Raw genomic sequence first — 16,681 nt, 5'->3', positions numbered from 1 at the left:
GCGATGAGAACCGACCGGGGCGCCGTCGTCCGGCGCCGGCTGCAGGGCCTGGCCTTCCTCGTGGTCCTGGTCCTCCTGCTGGCGCTGGCCGTGGCGACGTACCAGAAGGCGTTCACCGAGGTCGCCCGCGTGACCCTGGAGGCCGACACGGTGGGCAACCAGCTCCAGGAGGCCTCCGACGTCAAGGTCCGCGGCGTGATCGTGGGCGACGTCCGCGAGGTCCGGACCGGGATGGGCGGCGCCGTCATCGAGCTGGCGATCGAGCCGGAGTACCTGGCGCAGATCCCGGCGGACGTGACGGCCCGGCTGCTGCCGAAGACGCTGTTCGGCGAGCGCTTCGTCTCGCTGGAGCTGCCCGAGCAGCCGAGCGCCGAGCGGCTGGCCGACGGCGACGTGATCGGTCAGGACCGCAGCGAGAACGCCATCGAGCTGCAGCGCGTGATCGACGACCTGCTGCCGCTGCTGCAGGCCGTGGAGCCGCAGGACCTCGCCACCACCCTCGGGGCGGTCGCCGACGCGCTGCGTGGCCGGGGCGACCGGCTGGGCGCCAACCTGGCCGCGGTGGGGGAGTACGTCGGCGAGCTGAACACCGTGCTGCCGCAGCTGCAGGCCGACATCTCCGGGATCGCCGACACCGCCGACACCTACGACTCCGCGGCCGACGACCTGCTGGCGGTGCTCGACAACCTGGCCGTCACCAGCACGACGCTGGTCGACCAGTCCGAGCAGCTCCGCCGGACCTTCACCGTGGGCCGGTCGGCCGCCGACGTGACGGCCGGCTTCCTGGAGAGCAACGAGCGGTCCATCATCTCGCTGGCCGAGAGCTCCCGGCCGGTGCTGGGCGTCTTCGCCGAGTACTCCCCGGTCTACCCGTGCCTGCTGGAGGGGCTCACCCGGTTCAACCCGATGATCAGCGAGGCCTTCGGCGCCGACGGCGACCCCGCGCTGAACCTGAACATCGTCGTCACCCTGCCGCCGCGCAACCCCTACGTGCCCGGTGACCAGCCGGCGTACCTGGACCGGAGCGGACCGGACTGCCAGGGCCTCGACGACATCGACGGGCTCGTCCGGGCGGCCGAGCGCGGCGAGTACTACTGCCCGACACCACCGGAGGACGACGTCGACTCACCGGACAACCCGGTCTCGGGCAATCCCGTCTGCCTCGGCGGCCGCGGGCCCGACGACGTGCCCGAGGGCGCCGGGGACCCCAACCCGACGGCGGGGCGGTCCCTGCCCTACGACCTCGCCGGATCGACAGCGGAGCTGGACTTCGTGCGCAGCATCCTCGCCTACCAGACCGGGACCGAGCCGACAGAGGTGTCCGACCTCGCCGCCGCCACGATGGCGCCGCTGCTGCGGGGCACCCAGGTGGCCCTCCGATGAGCGCGGCGCGCAGCGGAGCGGTCGGCCGCGGAGCGGGGTGGGCGTCGTGAGGAGGGCGCTGCGCGGGATGGCCGGCCCGCTCACCAAGCTGCTGGCGTTCGCTCTGGTCACCGTGCTGGCCAGCTACGTGCTGATCAGCACCATCACCAACGCCGGCTACGGCGAGCAGCTGGCCTACCGGGCGCAGTTCACCGACGTGGCCGGCCTGGTGGAGGGCGACGAGGTGCGCATCGCCGGCGTCCGGGTGGGCCAGGTGACCGGCATCGCGCTGGCCGAGGGGACCGACCGGCCGGTGGCGGAGGTGGCCCTGGAGGTCAGCGCCGACGTGCCGCTGCCGGCCGGGGTCGAGGCGATCATCCGCTACCGGAACCTCGTGGGGCAGCGGTACATCGCGCTCCAGGAGGGCGACGGCTCGGCCGGGCGCACCCTCGCGGAGGACGAGCTCATCCCGCTGGCGCAGACCACCCCGGCGCTGGACCTGACCACCCTCTTCGGCGGGTTCCAGCCGCTGCTGCAGGCGCTGTCGCCGGCCGACGTCAACCGGCTGTCGTTCGAGATCATCCAGGTCTTCCAGGGCGAGGGCGGCACGGTGCAGAGCCTCCTGTCGCACGTCGCCTCGCTGAGCGACTCGCTGGCCGACAAGGACGCCGTGATCGGCAGCGTGATCGAGAACCTGACCACGGTCCTGGGCAGCGTGGCGGCCCGCGACGAGCAGCTGTCGGGGCTGATCGTGAGCCTGCAGCAGTTCGTCACCGGCCTGGCCGGCGACAGCGAGGCCATCTTCGACTCGCTGCAGACCATCGACGGGTTGGCCCGGTCGACCACCGACCTGCTGGTCGACGTACGGGCCCCGCTGGCCGCCGACATCGAGGCCCTCGGCGCACTGTCGGCCAACCTGGCCGACAGCGGGGACGTCCTCGAGGACTTCCTGCAGCTGGCGCCGACGAAGATCGACCTGGTCACCCGGACGGCGGTGAACGGCAGCTGGTTCAACTTCTTCCTGTGCGGGGCGTCGGGCAACGTCGTCCTGCCGGTCAGCAACCCCGACGGCACCGAGAACGCCGTCGAGGTGCCGACCGGCGGTCTGCGCAACGGCGAGCGGGGGTGCAGCTGATGGCCCGCCGGTCGCGTCCCTTCCGGGACCGGAACCCGGTCACCGTGGGTGCGGTCAGCCTGACGGTGATCACCGCGCTGGTCCTGCTGGCGTTCAACGCGCAGTCCCTGCCCCTGATCGGCGGTGGCACCGTCTACCGGGCGCAGTTCACCGAGGCGGCGGGCCTGCAGCCCGACGACCCGGTGCGCGTGGCCGGGGTGAAGGTGGGCAACGTCGAGGCCCTCTCCCTCGAGGACGGCGCGGTCACCGTCGAGTTCCGGGTCGAGGACGCCTTCGTGGGCGACCGGTCGGAGGCGGCGATCAAGATCGAGACGGTGCTCGGGGCGAAGTACCTGGCCCTGGTGCCCCGCGGCGCCACCGCGCTCGACCCCGGCGAGCGGATCCCGCGGGAGCGGACGGCCTCGCCCTACGACGTCGTCGAGGCCTTCGCCGACCTGTCCACGACCGTGGAGGACCTGGACACCGCGCAGCTGGCCGGCTCCTTCGAGGTGCTCGCCGAGACCTTCGCGGAGACCCCGGACGAGGTCCGCACCTCGCTGCAGGGTCTCGCCCGGCTGTCGGACACCATCGCCTCGCGCGACGCCCAGCTCCGGGAGCTGCTGACGGCGACCCGGACGGTGACCGACGTGCTGGCCGACCGCAACGGCGAGTTCACCCGCCTGATCCTCGACTCGAACACACTGCTCGCCGAGGTGCAGGAGCGCCGGCAGCTGATCGACGACATCCTCACCAGCACCCAGCAGCTGTCCACCCAGCTGTCCGGGCTGGTGGCCGACAACCGCGAGGCGCTCACCCCGGCGCTGCAGCAGCTGTCGACGGTGACCGACATCCTGGCGCGCAACCGGGCGAACCTGGCGCAGACCGTCGACAACATGGCGCCGTTCGTCCGGGTGTTCACCAACACCCTGGGCACCGGGCGGTGGTTCGACAGCTTCGTCGACAACCTGCTGCCCGGCGTGGTCGGCAGCGTCGTCTGCGGCGGGCCCGGTGTGGTCGGCCTGCCGGTCTCCTGCCAGGAGGGCAACTGATGAGCGGCTCGGTGCAGCGCGGGGTCGCGCTGGCGGCTGCGCTGGTCCTGGTCGGCGCGCTCGGCTGGACGGTGCTGAAGCCCGCCGGCCAGTACCGGGTGACCGCCTGGTTCACGCAGACGGTCGGCCTCTACCCGGGGTCCGACGTGCGGGTCCTCGGCATCGAGGTCGGGGAGATCACCGAGGTCCGCCCGGAGGGTGACCGCGTGCGCGTGGAGATGGTGATCGACGAGGACTACGACATCCCGGCCGACGCCGACGCCGTGGTGCTGGCGCCCTCGCTGGTCTCGGACCGGTACGTGCAGTTCGCCCCCGTCTACGACGGCGGGCCGACGATGCAGGACGGCGCCGAGGTGCCGGTGGAGCGCACGGCGACCCCGGTCGAGCTCGACGCCGTGTACGGCGCCCTGGACGAGCTGTCGGCGGCGCTCGGCCCGACCGGGGCCAACGAGGACGGCGCGCTGTCCGACCTCGTCGACGTCGGGGCGGCCAACCTCGCCGGCACCGGGGACGACCTCAACCGGACGCTCACCGGCTTCTCGCTGGCCGTGGAGACGCTGGCGGACAACCGGGACGGGCTGTTCGAATCGGTGGAGAACCTGCAGGCCTTCACCGGCGCGCTGGCCACCATCGACGCCCAGGTGGGCCGGTTCAACCAGGACCTCGCGGCCGTGGCCGACCTGCTGGAGGGGGAGCGGGAGGACCTGGCCGCCGCGATCCAGCTGCTGTCCTCGGCGCTGGGGCAGGTGGCGGGCTTCGTGCGGGACAACACCGACCTGCTGCGCACCAACGTCGACCGGCTGGCCGACGTCACCCTCGCCCTGGTCCAGCAGCGCGACGCGCTGGCGGAGGTCCTCGACGTGGCGCCCGCGGCCCTGGGCAACCTGGCGCACGCCTACAACCCCGACTACGGGACGCTGGACACCCGCGACAACTCCCTCGGCGCGACGAGCCCCGAGATCATCGTCTGCCAGATCCTGGGCGCGACCGGGCGGCTGCGCCTGGACCTCGACCTGGTCCCCGACGTGCTCACCGATCCACTGACCCAGGGCCTGCAGCTGCCCCCGATCGAGCAGATCTGCACCCGGCTGCTGTCCGGGGACGCCGACGCGGACGGCGCGCTGGACGACCTCGACGGCAACGGGGTCCCCGACCTCCAGGAGCTGCTCACCAGGCTCTTCGGCGGCAGCTCCGGGGGCGGCCGCACCGGCGGCGCGCTCGTCGGCCTCCCCGACCTCTCGGGAGGGCAGTGATGACCCGGGCCCTCGTGCGGGCGACCGCCTTGGTCAGCGGCATCGTGCTGCTGGGCGGCTGCGGCTTCCGCGGCGCGTACTCCGTCGGGCTCCCCGGCGGGGCGGACCTCGGCGACGAGCCCTACACCGTGCAGGTGGAGTTCCTCGACGTCCTGGACCTGGTGCCGCAGTCCGGCGTCCGGGTCGCCGACGTGCCGGTCGGCCGGGTCGAGGAGATCGAGCTGGCCGACGACTGGACCGCGCTGGTGACCCTCTCGGTCAACGGCGACGTGCAGCTGCCGGCCAACGCCGTGGCGATGGTCGGCCAGACCTCGCTGCTGGGGGAGAAGTTCGTCGAGCTGGCGCCCCCGGGCAACGAGGAGCCCGAGGGCACCCTGGCGGACGGCGCCCGGATCGGGCTGGACCGCACCAACCGCAACGTCGAGGTGGAGGAGCTGCTCGGCGCGCTCTCCCTCGTCCTGGGGGGCGGCGGGCTCGCCCAGCTGCAGACCATCACCCGGGAGCTCGGCGTCGCGCTCGAGGGCCGGGAGTCGGCGATCCGCAGCACCATCGAGCAGCTGGACACGTTCATCGGCGGGCTGGACCAGCAGAAGGACGAGATCGGCCGCGCGCTGGACAGCGTCAACGCCCTCGCCGCCGGCCTGGCCGAGCGCACGCAGACGATCGAGACGGCGCTGGACACCATCGGCCCGGGGCTGGACGTGGTGAACCAGCAGCGCGACCTGCTGGTGTCGATGCTGGACAGCCTCGCCCGGCTCGGTGACGTCGGCACCCGGATCATCGACCAGGCGGGCGCGAACACCGTCGCCGACCTGCAGCTGCTCCAGCCGATCCTCGCCCAGCTGGCCGCCGCCGGCCCCGACCTCGCCGGCTCGCTGGACCTGCTGCTCACCTACCCGTTCCCGGCCAGCTCGCTGCCGGCCCTGAACTACCGGCAGGACCTCCGGACCGGCGGCTACGGGCTGTTCACCAACATGACCGCCACGCTCGACCTCGACCTCACCGAGGTCCTCTGCCGCTACGTCGTCGATCCGCTCACCGGGGCCCTCGAGGAGTCGGCGCCCGACGACGTCACCGGCGAGCAGTGCGGCGTCCCGGGCACCCCGCCCGGCAACGAGGTCGGCAACGCCGGGGGCGGCACGGCCGCGCCGGGGACCGTGCCGGGTTCGGTCCTCGGGGCGCTGCTGCCCGAGGACGTCGTCGGCCGGGCGCCCGGCGAGGGCGGCGTCGTCGGCCTGCCCGACCTGCTGGGAGGCCTGTCGTGATCACCCGCACCACGAAGCTGCAGCTGGCCGCGTTCGCGATGGTGGCGGTGCTGGGGATGGCCTACCTGGGGTTCACCTACGTCGGCCTGGACCGCCTGCTGCTCGGCACCGGGTACGAGGTGTCCGCCGACTTCCGGGACTCCGGCGGCATCTTCGTCAACGCCGAGGTCACCTACCGCGGGGTCCCCGTGGGCCGGGTGAGCGACATGGAGCTCGTCGACGACGGGGTCCGCGTGACGCTGACCATCGGGCCCGACGCCGCGCCCATCCCGGCGAGCACCGCGGCGGTGGTGGCCACCCGGAGCGCGGTGGGGGAGCAGTACGTCAACCTCGTCCCCGACGACGACGCGGGCCCCTACCTCACCGACGGCGCGGTCATCCCGCAGGACCGGACGTCCATCCCGGTGCCCGTCGAGCAGCTGCTGCTGAGCGTGGACGAGCTGGTCGGCTCCCTGGACGAGGAGAACCTGCGGATCGTCGTCGACGAGCTCGGCCGGGCCTTCGCCGGGGCGGGGGACGACCTCGGTCGGCTGATCGACAACGGCGACCTGCTGCTCACCCGCGCCCAGGAGTCGCTGCCGGAGACCCTCCGGCTCATCACGGACGGCCGGACGGTGCTGCAGACCCAGGTCGACAGCCGGTCGGCGATCGAGCAGTGGGCGGCCGACCTGCGGCTGGTCAGCGACACCCTGGTGCAGAGCGACGCCGACCTGCGCGGCCTGCTGGTCAACGGTCCCGATGCCGGCGACGCCCTGCAGCGGCTGGTGGCCGAGGCCGGCCCCGGGCTCGGGCCGCTGATCCGCAACCTGGACGTCCTCAACGGGGTCACCATCCCGCGGCTCGACGGCGTCGAGCAGCTCCTGGTCACCTACCCGGACGTGGTCTCCGGCGGGTTCAGCGTCGTCCGCAACGACGGCGGCACCATGCGGGCGCACTTCGGCTTCGTCCTCAACGCCGATGACCCCCCGCCCTGCACCAGCGGCTACGCGTCCACCGCCCAGCTGTCCGGTCCGGGCGCCGTCCAGGCCCTGGACACCGAGGCGGTCCGCTGCCGGGTGGTCGACGGCGTCGACCCGGATCCGGGCGACGGCACCGACGAGACCGGCTCCAACCTCCGCGGCGAGCAGAACATCGGCCGCTCCGGTGGCGTGGGCGGCTCCGGGCAGCAGAGCGGAGGGGGCACCCGGCCGCCGGTGCTGGCCGGGCTCGACGAGCTGCTGGGCGGCCTGCTGCACGCCACCCCCTTCGCCCGCACCACCGCCTGACCCGGCTGCCCCGAACGGCTGAACACGGCCTGCCGCGGGCCGATCCCGACGAGACGACAGAGGAGGATGCGCCGGTGACCAGTGACGCGCGGGCCCGAGCGCCCGAGGAGGACCGGGTCGGGGACGCCGCCCGGCCCCCCGTCGCCGACGACGAGGCGGCGGCGCCCGGCCCGCGGGCGGACGCGGCCCCGACCCGGCCGGCCGTCCCGGTGGTGCCGCTGCTCGGGGCGCTGCTGGTCCTGCTGGTCGCGGCGGCGGCCCTGCTCTGGTCCACCCGCCCCGACCCCTCGGCGATCCGGACCGACACCTACGTCGCGGCGCTCCAGGCCGCCCGCTCGCACGTGGTGGACCTGACCTCCTTCGACCACCTCACCCTCGACGACGACATCCGCGAGATCGAGGCGATCACCACCGGCCAGCTCGGGGAGGAGACGATCGCCCGGCTGGACGAGCGGCGACAGGCGATCCTCGACGCCGAGGCCGTCACCAGCACGGAGGTCGTCGGCGCCGGCGTCACGCGGGCGGACGAGGACAGCGCCACGGCCCTGCTGGTCATCGCGTCCACGCAGCAGAGCAACGCCGGCGGCCAGGCCGAGCTGCTGCGCTACCGGATCGAGGTCGAGCTGACCAAGGTCGACGACCGGTGGCTGCTGTCGGCCATCCGGGGACGGTGAGCCGGTCGTGAGCCAGATCCCCGAGGATCGCCCGCGACCGACCGCGCGCCCCCGTCCCGCTCCCGGCACCCGGCCCGCCCCCCGCCCACGGGTGGCCGGCAGCCGGCGCGAGCGGGACGAGAGCGCACCCGCCGTGGCCGGCGGCACGGCGACAGCGGCCGGTCCCGCGGCCGAGCCGCGCGCCCGCCGCAGCACCCGGGGCGCCGGTCACCGCCCCCTCCCGACCCGTCGTCCCCGCGGGCGGGCCCTGGCCGCCGTCCTGGCGGTGCTCTGCCTCCTGGCCGCGGCCGCGGCCGGCGCGCTGCTCTGGCAGCGGCTGGACCCCCGCTACGTCGACGCGTCGGTGGTGGACGCCGCCCGGGACGGCGTCCGCGCCGTCTACGCGTACGACTACGAGGACTCCGAGGGCAGCGTGGAGGGCAAGCTCGCCGTGCTGACCGGCGAGCTGCGCGAGCAGTACGAGCGCGACCTGGCGCAGGGCGGGATCATCGACACCTACGAGCAGGTCTCGGCGACCACCAGCTACGAGGTGGACGACGTCGGGCTCCAGCAGATCAACGACGCGCAGGACACCGCGACGCTGGTGGTCTTCGGCCGGTACGTCGTCGAGTCGGTGAACAGCGGCGGGCAGCAGCCGCCGGAGGGCTCCGAGTGCCAGGTCACCGCCGACGGGGCGCAGGCCTGCGTCCAGACGGTGCAGCTGCGGATGGTCACCGTCGACGGTGAGTGGAGGATCAGCGAGCTGACGCTGCTGACCTCCAGCTGACCCCCGGGCCGCGGGGCGGCCCCGGCGTGGCGGTCCCCGGGGCGGGGCGGTGTGCCCCATGGTGGTGGTGCACGCCCCGCCTGCCGTTGCGCCCGCACGTCCCGGGCTGTGGTGCCGGTCGCACCGGTACCCCCCGCGTGGACATCGCGCAAGAGCAGGGGTAGGGTCTCCTGTTGCGCTGCCCTCTGACTGCCTGCCCGCCGAGACGGGTCACGACGGGTGCCCGGGAATCCTCCCGGCGTCGCCCGCGCTGACCGTCGTAGCGGGCGATCGTGGCCGTCGCGGACAGCCTCGCCATTACCGACGACGACCCAGGACGACCCGCACCCCCGCCCGCACGTCGTGAGGTCCTTGGAAGGACGCATCTTGGCAGGCTCTCGCCCCACCAGCACCACCCCCGGCACCACCGAGTCGGGTAGCACCCAGACCACCCCGGTCCCCCAGGACGGCCCCCGTACCGGCGAGGCCGACCAGCAGAAGATCCCCGGCGCGCCGCTGCGCGTGTCGTTCGCCAAGATCTCCGAGCCGCTCGAGGTCCCGGATCTGCTCGCCCTGCAGACCGCGTCCTTCGACTGGCTGGTCGGCAGCCCCGAGTGGCGGGCCACGCTCTCGCCCGAGGAGCAGGCCTCGGCCGTCGGTGGCCTCGCCGAGATCCTCGAGGAGATCTCGCCGATCGAGGACTTCAGCGGCTCGATGTCGCTGTCCTTCTCCAACCCGCGCTTCGAGGACGTCAAGGCGTCCCTCGAGGAGTGCAAGGACAAGGACATGACCTACGCGGCGCCGCTGTTCGTCACCGCCGAGTTCATGAACAACACCACCGGCGAGATCAAGAGCCAGACGGTGTTCATGGGCGACTTCCCGATCATGACGAACAAGGGCACCTTCGTCATCAACGGGACCGAGCGCGTCGTCGTCTCCCAGCTGGTCCGCAGCCCGGGCGTCTACTTCGACAAGTCCCTGGACAAGACGTCGGACAAGGACGTCTTCTCGGCCAAGGTCATCCCGAGCCGCGGCGCGTGGCTGGAGTTCGACGTCGACAAGCGCGACACCGTCGGCGTCCGCATCGACCGCAAGCGCCGCCAGCCGGTCACCGTGCTGCTCAAGGCGCTCGGCTGGGGCGAGGACCGCATCCGCGAGCACTTCCAGTGGTCGCCCACCGTGCTGGCCACGCTCGAGAAGGACCACATCGCCGGCCAGGACGAGGCGCTGCTCGACATCTACCGCAAGCTGCGGCCGGGCGAGCCGCCGACGCGCGAGTCGGCGCAGGCGCTGCTGGAGAACCTGTTCTTCAACCCCAAGCGCTACGACCTGGCGAAGGTCGGCCGGTACAAGGTCAACAAGAAGCTGGGCGTCGCGGTGCCGCAGAGCACCTCCACGCTGACCGAGGACGACATCGTCGCCACCATCGAGTACGTCGTGCGCCTCCACGCCGGCGAGCCCGACCACGGCACCGACGACATCGACCACTTCGGCAACCGTCGCCTGCGCACCGTCGGCGAGCTGATCCAGAACCAGATCCGGGTCGGCCTCTCCCGCATGGAGCGCGTGGTCCGCGAGCGGATGACCACCCAGGACGTCGAGGCGATCACGCCGCAGACCCTGATCAACATCCGGCCGGTCGTCGCCTCCATCAAGGAGTTCTTCGGCACCAGCCAGCTGTCCCAGTTCATGGACCAGACCAACCCGCTCGCGGGCCTGACCCACAAGCGCCGCCTGTCGGCGCTGGGTCCGGGTGGTCTGAGCCGCGAGCGGGCCGGCATGGAGGTCCGCGACGTCCACCCGAGCCACTACGGCCGCATGTGCCCGATCGAGACGCCGGAAGGCCCGAACATCGGCCTGATCGGCTCGCTCTCCTCGTTCGGCCGGGTGAACGCGTTCGGCTTCATCGAGACGCCGTACCGCAAGGTCGAGAACGGCCAGGTCACCACCCAGATCGACTACCTGACCGCCGACGAGGAGGACCGCTTCGTCGTCGCGCAGGCGAACTCGCCGCTCGACGCGCAGGGTCGCCTCGCCGAGGAGCGCGTCCTGGTCCGCACCAAGGGCGGTGAGGTCGACTACCTCGCCCCCGAGAACGTGGACTACATGGACGTCTCGCCGCGGCAGATGACCTCGGTCGCGACGGCGATGATCCCGTTCCTCGAGCACGACGACGCCAACCGCGCGCTCATGGGCGCCAACATGCAGCGTCAGGCGGTGCCGCTGCTGCGCAGCGAGGCCCCGCTGGTCGGCACCGGCATGGAGCTGCGTGCCGCCGTCGACGCCGGCGACGTCGTCGTGGCGGAGAAGGCCGGTGTGGTCGAGGACTCCACCGCCGACTACGTCACCGTCATGGCCGACGACGGGACGCGGCAGACCTACCGGCTGCTGAAGTTCCGCCGCTCGAACCAGGGCACCTCGATCAACCAGAGCCCCGTCGTCGACGAGGGCCAGCGCGTCGAGGTCGGCCAGGTCATCGCCGACGGCCCCTGCACCGACGAGGGCGAGATGGCGCTGGGCAAGAACCTGCTCGTCGCCTTCATGCCGTGGGAGGGCCACAACTACGAGGACGCGATCATCCTGTCGCAGCGCCTCGTGCAGGACGACGTCCTGTCCTCGATCCACATCGAGGAGTTCGAGGTCGACGCCCGCGACACCAAGCTCGGCGCCGAGGAGATCACCCGGGACATCCCGAACGTCTCCGAGGACGTGCTGGCCGACCTGGACGAGCGCGGCATCATCCGCATCGGTGCCGAGGTCGTCCCCGGCGACATCCTCGTCGGCAAGGTCACGCCCAAGGGCGAGACCGAGCTGACCCCCGAGGAGCGGCTGCTGCGGGCGATCTTCGGCGAGAAGGCCCGCGAGGTCCGCGACACGTCGCTGAAGGTCAAGCACGGTGAGTCCGGCAAGGTCATCGGCGTCCGCGTGTTCTCGCGCGAGGACGGCGACGAGCTGCCCGCCGGCGTCAACGAGCTGATCCGGGTCTACGTCGCCCAGATGCGCAAGATCTCCGACGGCGACAAGCTCGCCGGGCGCCACGGCAACAAGGGCGTCATCTCGAAGATCCTGCCGCAGGAGGACATGCCGTTCCTCGAGGACGGCACCCCCGTGGACATCGTCCTGAACCCGCTCGGCGTGCCCGGCCGCATGAACGTCGGCCAGGTGCTGGAGACCCACCTCGGGTGGGTCGCCAAGCAGGGCTGGCAGGTCGAGGGCGACCCCGACTGGGCCAAGAACCTGCCCGAGAAGGCGAAGGCGGCCGGCCCCGGCACCCGGACCGCGACCCCGGTGTTCGACGGCGCCAAGGAGGACGAGATCGTCGGCCTCCTCGGCTCGACGATCCCCAACCGCGACGGCGACCGGATGGTCAAGGAGACCGGCAAGGCGCGGCTGTTCGACGGCCGGTCGGGGGAGCCCTTCCCCGAGCCGATCTCGGTGGGCTACGTCTACATCCTGAAGCTGCTGCACCTGGTCGACGACAAGATCCACGCCCGCTCGACCGGCCCGTACTCGATGATCACGCAGCAGCCGCTGGGTGGTAAGGCGCAGTTCGGTGGTCAGCGCTTCGGTGAGATGGAGTGCTGGGCGATGCAGGCCTACGGCGCGGCCTACGCGCTGCAGGAGCTGCTCACCATCAAGTCCGACGACATCCTCGGCCGCGTCAAGGTGTACGAGGCGATCGTCAAGGGCGAGAACATCCCCGAGCCGGGCATCCCGGAGTCGTTCAAGGTGTTGCTCAAGGAGCTCCAGTCGCTCTGCCTCAACGTGGAGGTCCTCTCCAGCGACGGCAACGCGATCGAGCTGCGCGACACCGACGACGAGGTCTTCCGGGCCGCGGAGGAGCTGGGCATCGACCTGTCCCGCCGCGAGCCGTCGTCCGTCGAAGACGTCTGACATTCCGCACCGGGTTCTCCTCGCAAGCTCGGAGAACCCGGTGCGGCCACAGCCAAAAACAAAGGCAAAAGCATTAACTAGCCCCTGAAAGGGGTCACACCTTGCTCGACGTCAACTTCTTCGACGAGCTCCGCATCGGGCTGGCCACCGGCGACGACATCCGCCAGTGGAGCCACGGTGAGGTGAAGAAGCCCGAGACCATCAACTACCGGACCCTCCGTCCGGAGAAGGACGGTCTCTTCTGCGAGAAGATCTTCGGTCCCACCCGGGACTGGGAGTGCTACTGCGGTAAGTACAAGCGCGTCCGGTTCAAGGGCATCATCTGCGAGCGCTGCGGCGTCGAGGTGACCCGGGCCAAGGTCCGCCGCGAGCGGATGGGCCACATCGAGCTGGCCGCTCCGGTCACGCACATCTGGTTCTTCAAGGGCGTCCCCTCGCGCCTGGGCTACCTGCTCGACCTGGCGCCCAAGGACCTCGAGAAGATCATCTACTTCGCCGCCTACATGATCACCTCGGTCGACGACGAGGCGCGCCACCGCGACCTCCCGACCATCGAGGCCGAGATCAGCGCGGAGAAGTCCAACCTCGAGGGCCAGCGGGACGCGAACGTCGAGGCGCGCCAGCAGAAGCTCGAGGCCGACCTGGCCGAGCTGGAGGCGGAGGGCGCCAAGTCCGACGTCCGCCGCAAGGTGCGCGAGGGCGGCGAGCGCGAGATGCGCCAGCTGCGCGACCGCTCCCAGCGGGAGATCGACCGCCTCGACGAGGTGATGGACACCTTCCGCAAGCTCGAGGTCAAGCAGCTCATCGCCGACGAGGGCCTCTACCGCGAGCTGCGCGACCGCTTCGGTGAGTACTTCGAGGGCGGCATGGGCGCCGCGGCGCTGCAGAAGCTGCTCGCCGGCTTCGACCTCGACGCCGAGGCCGTCTCGCTGCGGGAGACCATCCGCAGCGGCAAGGGCCAGCGCAAGCTGCGGGCCCTCAAGCGGCTGAAGGTCGTCGCGGCCTTCCAGCAGACCCGCAACTCGCCCATGGGCATGGTGCTGGACTGCGTCCCGGTCATCCCGCCGGACCTGCGCCCGATGGTGCAGCTCGACGGTGGCCGTTTCGCCACCAGCGACATGAACGACCTGTACCGCCGCGTGATCAACCGGAACAACCGGCTGAAGCGTCTGCTGGACCTCGGTGCCCCCGAGATCATCGTCAACAACGAGAAGCGGATGCTCCAGGAGTCCGTGGACGCGCTGTTCGACAACGGCCGTCGCGGCCGGCCGGTCACCGGCCCGGGCAACCGCCCGCTGAAGTCCCTGAGCGACCTGCTCAAGGGCAAGCAGGGCCGGTTCCGCCAGAACCTGCTCGGCAAGCGCGTCGACTACTCCGGCCGTTCGGTCATCGTCGTCGGCCCGCAGCTGAAGCTGCACCAGTGCGGTCTGCCCAAGCAGATGGCGCTGGAGCTGTTCAAGCCCTTCGTCATGAAGCGGCTGGTCGACCTCAACCACGCGCAGAACATCAAGTCCGCGAAGCGGATGGTCGAGCGCGCCCGCCCCGTCGTCTGGGACGTGCTGGAAGAGGTCATCACCGAGCACCCGGTGCTGCTGAACCGCGCGCCGACGCTGCACCGCCTGGGCATCCAGGCCTTCGAGCCGCAGCTGGTCGAGGGCAAGGCCATCCAGATCCACCCGCTCGTCTGCACCGCGTTCAACGCGGACTTCGACGGTGACCAGATGGCGGTGCACCTGCCGCTGTCGGCCGAGGCGCAGGCCGAGGCCCGGATCCTGATGCTGTCCAGCAACAACATCCTGAGCCCGGCCGATGGTCGCCCGATCACCGCGCCGACCCAGGACATGGTGCTGGGCCTGTACCACCTCACGACCCTGGTGGCCTCGCCGCTGGAGGCCGACGGTGGTCAGCCGCGCGCCTTCTCCTCGGCGTCCGAGGCGGTCATGGCCTACGACAAGGGCGACCTGGCCCTGCAGGAGCGGGCCTGGATCCGCCTCGACGAGGTCTACGGCGTCGACAACGGCGCGGTGAACGAGCCGTGGGAAGCGCCCGAGGACTGGACGCCGGGCGCCCCCGCGCTCGTGCAGACCAGCCTGGGCCGGGTGCTGTTCAACGAGGCCATGCCCGAGGACTACCGCTTCGTCAACTACCAGGTGCCGAAGAAGGAGCTCGGGGCGATCGTCAACGACCTCGCCGAGCGCTACCCCAAGGTGCAGGTGGCCGCGACGCTGGACGCCCTCAAGGCGGCCGGCTTCCGCTGGGCGACCCGTTCGGGCGTCACGATCGCCATCGACGACGTGGTCACCCCGCCGGCCAAGCGCGAGATCATGGACCGGCACGAGGCCGAGGCCGCCAAGATCGAGCGCCAGTACGAGCGCGGCGTCATCACCGACGCCGAGCGTCGTGGCGAGCTGATCGAGATCTGGACCCGCGCGCGGGCCGAGGTCTCCCAGGCGATGGTGGACAACTTCCCGACCACCAACCCGGTCTGGGTCATGGTCAACTCGGGCGCCCGAGGCAACATGATGCAGATCAGCCAGATCGCCGGTATGCGTGGTCTGGTCGCCAACCCGAAGGGCGAGATCATCCCGCGGCCGATCAAGGCCAACTTCCGGGAGGGTCTGTCGGTGCTGGAGTACTTCATCTCCACGCACGGTGCTCGCAAGGGCCTGGCCGACACCGCGCTGCGGACCGCGGACTCCGGGTACCTCACCCGTCGTCTCGTGGACGTCTCGCAGGACGTCATCATCCGCGAGGAGGACTGCGGCACCGACCGTGGTGTGCTCATGCCGATCGGCACCGTCGTCGACGGTCGGGTCGCCCGTGACGCCCACGTGGAGACCAGCGTCTACGCCCGCGCCCTGGCCGCCGACGTGGTGGCCGAGGACGGCACGGTGATCGCCCAGGCGAACGCCGACCTGGGTGACGTGCTGATCCAGACGCTGATCGACGCCCAGGTGTCCGAGGTCAAGGTGCGCTGCGTCCTGACCTGCGAGTCGCTGCTGGGCACCTGCGCCACCTGCTACGGCCGGTCGCTGGCCTCGGGCAAGCTCGTGGACGTCGGTGAGGCCGTCGGCATCATCGCCGCCCAGTCGATCGGTGAGCCCGGCACCCAGCTGACGATGCGCACCTTCCACACCGGTGGTGTGGCCGGTGCCGACATCACCCACGGTCTGCCGCGTGTGGTGGAGCTCTTCGAGGCCCGCGTCCCCAAGGGCAAGGCCCCGATCGCCGAGCTGGCCGGCTCCGTCCGCATCGAGGACGGCGAGCAGTTCCGGAAGCTCACGATCACGCCGGACGACGGATCCGAGGAGGTCGTGTACGACAAGCTGTCGCGTCGTTCGCGGCTGCGGGTCGAGGACGGCGCGCACGTCGAGGTCGGCGAGCAGCTGACCGAGGGTGCGGTGGACCCGCACGAGGTGCTGCGGATCATGGGCCCGCGCGAGGTGCAGCTGCACCTGGTCCGCGAGGTCCAGGAGGTCTACCGGTCGCAGGGTGTGTCGATCCACGACAAGCACATCGAGGTGATCATCCGCCAGATGCTGAAGCGGGTGACCATCATCGACTCGGGCGCCACGGAGTTCCTCCCCGGTGCGCTGGTCGAGCGGACGATCTTCGAGACGGAGAACCGCCGCGTCGTCGCCGAGGGCGGCGAGCCGGCCTCGGCGCGTCCGGTGCTCATGGGCATCACCAAGGCCTCGCTCGCGACCGAGTCGTGGCTGTCGGCCGCCTCCTTCCAGGAGACGACCAAGGTGCTCACCGACGCCGCGATCCAGGGCAAGAGCGACAGCCTGCTCGGCCTCAAGGAGAACGTGATCATCGGAAAGCTGATCCCGGCGGGTACGGGCATCAGCCGCTACCGGAACATCACGGTCGAGCCGACCGAGGAGGCGCGGGCCGCCGTCTACACGATGGCGGGCTACGAGGACGGGCAGTACTACAGCCCGGACGTCTTCGGTCAGGGCACCGGCGAGGCCGTCCGCCTCGAGGAGTACGACTGGCGGGGCTGATCCCCTAGCCATGCAGTGACGAAAGGGCCCCCAGATCGCCTGGCGATCTGGGG

Annotated in this window: 10 protein-coding genes; all 10 read left to right on the top strand. The window is 71.5% G+C overall.

Going from position 1 to position 16,681, the window contains the following annotated elements; all coding sequences use genetic code 11:
• Positions 1–3: 3 nt before the first annotated feature.
• The 10 genes from ACI79T_RS04100 to ACI79T_RS04055 all read left to right on the top strand — a co-directional run bounded on the left by ACI79T_RS04100 (position 4) and on the right by ACI79T_RS04055 (position 16,628).
• A complete protein-coding gene (locus tag ACI79T_RS04100; protein ID WP_456608776.1) occupies positions 4–1,383 on the top strand; it encodes an MCE family protein in 1,380 nt (459 codons plus the stop codon).
• Between the two features lie 46 nt (positions 1,384–1,429).
• The gene (locus tag ACI79T_RS04095; protein WP_456608775.1) at positions 1,430–2,497 is read left to right on the top strand and encodes an MCE family protein; all 1,068 of its coding nucleotides are present in this window, start codon (positions 1,430–1,432) and stop codon (positions 2,495–2,497) included.
• Positions 2,497–3,525 carry an MCE family protein gene (locus tag ACI79T_RS04090; protein ID WP_456608774.1) on the top strand — a complete coding sequence of 343 codons (1,029 nt, stop codon included), beginning with the start codon at positions 2,497–2,499 and terminating at the stop codon, positions 3,523–3,525. The genes ACI79T_RS04095 and ACI79T_RS04090 overlap by 1 nt, the downstream gene beginning before the upstream one ends.
• Positions 3,525–4,778 carry an MCE family protein gene (locus tag ACI79T_RS04085; RefSeq protein ID WP_456608773.1) on the top strand — a complete coding sequence of 418 codons (1,254 nt, stop codon included), beginning with the start codon at positions 3,525–3,527 and terminating at the stop codon, positions 4,776–4,778. The genes ACI79T_RS04090 and ACI79T_RS04085 overlap by 1 nt, the downstream gene beginning before the upstream one ends.
• Positions 4,778–6,043, top strand: coding sequence for an MCE family protein (locus ACI79T_RS04080; RefSeq protein WP_456608772.1), 1,266 nt, complete (start codon positions 4,778–4,780; stop codon positions 6,041–6,043). Before ACI79T_RS04085 ends, ACI79T_RS04080 begins: the two co-directional genes overlap by 1 nt.
• A complete protein-coding gene (locus ACI79T_RS04075) occupies positions 6,040–7,308 on the top strand; it encodes an MCE family protein (RefSeq protein WP_456608771.1) in 1,269 nt (422 codons plus the stop codon). Before ACI79T_RS04080 ends, ACI79T_RS04075 begins: the two co-directional genes overlap by 4 nt.
• A gap of 74 nt (positions 7,309–7,382) precedes the next feature.
• On the top strand, positions 7,383–7,982 hold the full coding sequence (locus tag ACI79T_RS04070; protein ID WP_456608770.1) for a hypothetical protein: 600 nt from the start codon (positions 7,383–7,385) through the stop codon (positions 7,980–7,982).
• Positions 7,983–7,989: 7 nt separating this feature from the next.
• Positions 7,990–8,748, top strand: coding sequence for a hypothetical protein (locus ACI79T_RS04065; RefSeq protein ID WP_456608769.1), 759 nt, complete (start codon positions 7,990–7,992; stop codon positions 8,746–8,748).
• Positions 8,749–9,114: 366 nt separating this feature from the next.
• Entirely contained in the window at positions 9,115–12,621 is a 3,507-nt protein-coding gene (rpoB, locus tag ACI79T_RS04060) for a DNA-directed RNA polymerase subunit beta (protein WP_456608768.1), read from the top strand.
• Positions 12,622–12,722: 101 nt separating this feature from the next.
• Positions 12,723–16,628, top strand: a complete 3,906-nt coding sequence (locus ACI79T_RS04055) for a DNA-directed RNA polymerase subunit beta' (protein WP_456608767.1) — start codon at positions 12,723–12,725, stop codon at positions 16,626–16,628.
• Positions 16,629–16,681 lie beyond the last annotated feature (53 nt).

This window comes from Blastococcus sp. SYSU DS0619 (assembly GCF_054051035.1).
Note: the sequence above shows the minus strand (reverse complement) of the source record. Positions and strands in the feature narration are given on the sequence as shown.

Coding starts and splice junctions, on each gene's coding strand:
- ACI79T_RS04100 (WP_456608776.1), top strand. CDS start 4: ATGAGAACCGACCGGGGCGCCGTCGTCCGGCGCCGGCTGCAGGGCCTG.
- ACI79T_RS04090 (WP_456608774.1), top strand. CDS start 2,497: ATGGCCCGCCGGTCGCGTCCCTTCCGGGACCGGAACCCGGTCACCGTG.
- ACI79T_RS04085 (WP_456608773.1), top strand. CDS start 3,525: ATGAGCGGCTCGGTGCAGCGCGGGGTCGCGCTGGCGGCTGCGCTGGTC.
- ACI79T_RS04080 (WP_456608772.1), top strand. CDS start 4,778: ATGACCCGGGCCCTCGTGCGGGCGACCGCCTTGGTCAGCGGCATCGTG.